Origin of the sequence: Nocardia sp. CC201C (assembly GCF_030010695.1) — a bacterium.
GTDB lineage: Bacteria > Actinomycetota > Actinomycetes > Mycobacteriales > Mycobacteriaceae > Nocardia > Nocardia otitidiscaviarum.
This window is the reverse complement of record NZ_JASCXP010000539.1, coordinates 1-4,106: the sequence shown is the minus strand read 5'-3', so window position 1 is coordinate 4,106 and position 4,106 is coordinate 1. Positions and strand designations below refer to the sequence as shown.

Here is a 4,106-nt window from a genome sequence, read left to right as displayed (position 1 = left end):
CGCGGTCCTTGCAGATCCCGCGGGGCGAGGGCCTGTCGCTGCCGGTGCGGGATCCGTTCTGGAACGGGCCGGACGCGGGGCTGGTGGACAGCCCGCTCACGCTCACCTCCGGGCTCACCATGCCGTTCTGGGGTTATCGGCTGGACGGGCGCGGTGTCAGCTACCTGGTGCCCACCGATATCGGCAGCACGCTCACGGTGCGGTCGGTGGACGGCCGCCTGACAGCCGCTGCCGCACACGATTTCGACGATCGCGGCGACACCGGCGATTACACGGTCACCTTCGCGCTCACCGACGATTCCCCCGTGGCAGCCGCGCGGGACTATCGCGACTGGCTGCTGCGGCACGGCGAATTCCGCTCGCTGCGTGCGAAGATCGCGCGCAATCCGGAGGTGGCCCGGCTGCTCGGTGCGTTCCACGCCTACGTGTGGGGTGAGGCGCGCACGCCCGAGGCCGTCGAGCGCTTGCGGCAGCTGGGCATCACCCGGATGTGGCTCGGCTACGACTCCGATGAGTCGCCCAAGAGCGCGGCGGCCGTCGCGGCCGCGAAGAACGCCGGATACCTTGCCGGGCCCTATGATTCGTGGGCCAACGCGCAGGATCCGGCGACCGCCGACAATCCCGGCTCGCGCTGGCCGGGCTCCACCTGGCCGGACGGCTGCGTCCGCGCGGCCGACGGCACCCCCGAGACGGGCTTCGGCGGCCGGGGCTGCTACCTGAGTTCCCAAGCGTTGTACCAGGATCCGGGCCTGTACCGGGACCGCTACGCGCAGGTCACCGGCAATGGCGCGAACACCTACTTCCTCGATGTGGACGCGGCCGGAGAATTCTTCGACGACCACAGCGTCGATCACCCGATGACCGCGCGCCGGGACCGGGACAATCGGCTCGCCCGCCTGCGCTGGCTCGCCGAGGACCGCGGCCAGGTGCTCGGCTCGGAATCCGCGGGTGCGTGGGCGGCGCCGGTGCTCGACTTCGACCATGGCGCGCAGACCCCGGTCTCGGACCGGCTGTGGGCATTCCAGCGCGATCGCACGGTCTGGGGCGGCTACGCGCCCGCGAACGCGCCGCGGACCTACTTCCAGCCGGTCGTGCTGCCCGACCAGCTGGCGCGGGCCATGTTCGATCCGGTCTACCGGGTGCCCCTGTACGAAACCGTGCTGCACGATTCGATCGTCAACACCGACCGCTGGGAGTTGTCCTACGACAAACTGCCGCAACAGCAGACGATGCGGGCTCTGACCGCCATCCTGAACAACACCCCGCTGAACTTCGTGCTCGACGGCGACACCCTGGCCGAACGCGGCCCCGACATCGCCCGCCTGCAACGCTTCTTCGCACCCCTGCACGAGGCCGCGGGCACCCTCCCCATGACGGACTTCCGCTGGCTCACCGACGACCACCTGGTGCAGCGCACCGTCTTCGGCGACGGCACCCTCACCGTCACGGCCAATTTCGGCACCGCCGAGCACGACGGGCTGCCGGGTGGTTGCGTGGACGCCGCGCTGACGGGCGACACCACCGCGCGTCGCCTGTGTCCGGCCGCATGAGCGACGACGATCGGGAACGCCACCGCGGCCCGTCGGGACGACCGGGGCTCCGACACCCGTTTTGGACTGGTCAATACAAAACGTGCTAGCGTCGGTCGCATGGCGCGACCCAAGCAGTTCGATGAGGAGCGGGCGGTGGATGCCGCCATGCGGGCCTTCTGGCGTGCGGGCTACGACGGCACGTCCACCCAGGAACTCTGTGCCGCTACCGGATTGGGGCGCAGCAGTATCTACAACACCTTCAGCAGTAAGCATGATCTGTTCCAGCGGGCGCTGCGGCGGTACATGGCGGACAAGAACGCCGATACGTTCGCGGTGCTCGACGGGCCGGGGCCGGTGCGGGACCGGATCGCGCGGCTGTTGGAGTTCATCATCGATGCCCCGGAGGGGGATCCGCTGGGGTGTCTGGTGGTGAACGCGACCGTCGAACTGGGGGAGCGTGATCCGGAGATCGCGCGGTTGCTGCGTGCCGACGAGGAGCGGCGGCTGCTCGCCCTCGCCACCGCCATCGCCGAGGGGCAGCGCGCGGGGGAGATCAGCGGCGACCGGGACCCCCGCGATCTGGCCCGGTTCGTCGTCGCCACCATCGGCGGTATGCGGGTGGCCGCCCGGGGCGGTGCGGATCGGTCGGCCTTGGCCGCCATTGCCGAGGTGGCGTTGGGTTGCCTGTGAACCGGCGCTCGGCGCTGAGCGCCGGTGAAGCCGTGTTACCCGTGAAGCCGGGTGTCTGGTGAAGCCGAGTTGCCGGTGAAGCCGAGTCGCTGGTGAAGCCGAGTCGCTGGTGGCGCGGGTTGGTGAATCAGCTCTGATTCTCGCTCCGTTCCGGGGCGACAGGGCGGCTCATCGGCCCGATTCGACGGAGATGTCACTCGATCCGACGTAGCGCCCGGCGCGGTTAGCCCCGTGGCGACCCGCGCGGATCGTGCCGCCCTCATTTTGAACCAATTGATCCAAAACTTGCTGTCCGACAACCGAAGGGAATTCCGATGCCAGTGGCCGTCTACATCCTGGGCCTGTCCATATTCGCCCAGGGCACATCCGAACTCATGATCGCCGGGCTGCTCACCGAAATGGCAAGTGACCTCGGTGTTTCCGTGCCTCAGGTCGGATTGCTCATCTCCGCCTTCGCGGTGGGCATGCTGCTCGGCGCGCCGATCCTGGCCGTCGCCACCCTGCGCTGGCCGCGCCGCACCGCACTGCTGGCCTTCCTCGCCGTCTTCGCCGCCGCACACGTTCTGGGCGCGCTCACCTCGGACTACGGGGTGCTGTTCGCGACGCGCGTGGTCGCCGCCTTCGTCTACGCCGGGTTCTGGTCGGTGGCCGTGGCGACCGCGGTCGGTCTGGTGGCGGACAACGCGCGCGGGCGCGCGCTGAGCGTGGTGGCCGGCGGTCTCACCGTGGCGACCGTCGTCGGCCTGCCCGCGGGCACGGTCATCGGACAGCATCTCGGGTGGCGGGCCGCGTTCTGGGCGGTGGCGGTGCTGTCGATCGCGGCCATGGCGGGTGTCATCGCCAAGGTTCCGGACGTGCGTCCGGCCGTCGCGCCGCGCGTGCGCACCGAGGTGCGTGCGCTGGCCACCCTGCCGGTCTGGCTGCTCTACCTCACCACCGCGCTGGCCATCTCCGCGCTGATGGTCACCTTCGGCTACCTCGCCGCCTTCCTCACCGAGACCACCGGGATGGCCGAGAGGTGGGTGCCCGTCGTCCTGGCCGTCTACGGGATCGGCAGCTGCCTGGGAATCATGGTGGGCGGTCGCACCGCCGACGCCCACCCGCTGCGCAGTCTCACGGTCGGGATCGCCGGTCTGACCGTCACCTCGGCGCTGCTGGCGCTCACCGCACACCACGTCGTGCCGGTCGTGCTGCTGGTATTCCTGTTGGGCGCGTTCGGTTTCGGCGTCAATCCGGTGCTCAACAGCCGCGTCTTCACCCTCGCCCCGGGCGCGTCCACCCTGGGTGCCGCCGGGAACGTGGGGGCGTTCAATGTCGGCATCACCGTCGGCCCGTGGCTGGGCGGCCTGGTGCTGGGCGCGCACTGGGACTATCCGGCACTCGCCTGGATCGGCGTGGCCCTGGGTGCCGCCGCACTGGCCGTGGTCGGTTGGTCGAGCGCGCTCGCCGCACGCGCCGTGCCCGCCGAGGGCGGTGCCGTGCTCGATGCGGAGCCGATATCGGTGCGCGCGTAGCGGGATCGCGGTCGCGCCGGCTCGGGTCGAGTCCGACCGACGAGGGGTCGAGTCGGACCGTGCTCTCGGCGTCGCGACGTCTTCCAGGAAATCTCGGTTCGACGCACCATCCACGCCAGCGCCGAAGGACCGCCGCGCCGAGTTGGTCCCGGCGGCGGCTCCTTGACCACCGTGCGTCGGTCGGACTCGTCCGGATTGGCGTCGGTCCGACTCGACCTGTGTCGCGAGAGTCGTCGGCCCAGGACCCGCCGGCTCCCGGACTCGTCGGCTCCCGGACTCGTCGGCTCCCGGACTCGTTGGCTCCCGGACTCGTTGGCTCCCGGACTCGTTGGCTCCCGGACTCGTCGGCTCCGGACTCGTCGGCTCCTGG

General features: G+C 70.4%; 3 protein-coding genes. All 3 read left to right on the top strand.

Annotated features, from left to right (window positions below; genetic code table 11):
• On the top strand, nt 1-1,550 hold a 1,550-nt coding region (locus tag QK444_RS33575), incomplete at its 5' end, for a glycoside hydrolase (protein ID WP_282786051.1).
• A gap of 99 nt (nt 1,551-1,649) precedes the next feature.
• Complete coding sequence (locus tag QK444_RS33570; RefSeq protein WP_282786050.1) at nt 1,650-2,222, top strand: TetR/AcrR family transcriptional regulator; 573 nt, start codon at nt 1,650-1,652, stop codon at nt 2,220-2,222.
• Between the two features lie 314 nt (nt 2,223-2,536).
• Nucleotides 2,537-3,736 (top strand): Cmx/CmrA family chloramphenicol efflux MFS transporter, encoded by a 1,200-nt coding sequence (locus QK444_RS33565; RefSeq protein ID WP_282786049.1) that lies wholly within the window; start codon nt 2,537-2,539, stop codon nt 3,734-3,736.
• The last annotated feature ends 370 nt before the right edge of the window (nt 3,737-4,106 follow it).

Bases quoted from the DNA above. Each gene is read 5' to 3' on its own strand.
- QK444_RS33570 (WP_282786050.1), top strand. From the start codon at position 1,650: ATGGCGCGACCCAAGCAGTTCGATGAGGAGCGGGCGGTGGATGCCGCC.
- QK444_RS33565 (WP_282786049.1), top strand. From the start codon at position 2,537: ATGCCAGTGGCCGTCTACATCCTGGGCCTGTCCATATTCGCCCAGGGC.